Raw genomic sequence first — 241 nt, 5'->3', positions numbered from 1 at the left:
CTTAACGCCAAGAGCAAACTGGGTGCAGCCAATCGGGTGCAGCCAGCCGCAGGGGCCATTAGGCGCGGCTATATTAGCAAGGTCGGCGGGGCCGACCTAGAAATTCTTGCCTGCGCGTTCGCGCAATATTTTAGGGGACATCACGGCCGTATCTCCCTCTTAGGCCTAGGAGACGGCTAATGTTTTTTGCCCTTACCACTCAGGATTTGATGGAACCCCCCCCCCTCTGGGGGGCTGCCCC

Annotated in this window: 1 pseudogene; it reads left to right on the top strand. The window is 58.9% G+C overall.

The features are described 5' to 3' along the window. Positions 1 to 180: pseudogene (locus KVT37_RS33675) on the top strand (hypothetical protein); the annotation flags it as partial. Between the last annotated feature and the right edge of the window lie 61 nt (positions 181 to 241).

The organism is Mesorhizobium sp. GbtcB19 (assembly GCF_019091085.1).
In the GTDB taxonomy this organism is placed as follows: domain Bacteria; phylum Pseudomonadota; class Alphaproteobacteria; order Rhizobiales; family Rhizobiaceae; genus Mesorhizobium.
The sequence above is the reverse complement of the archived record's forward strand: the minus strand, read 5'-3'. Positions and strand labels throughout refer to the sequence as shown.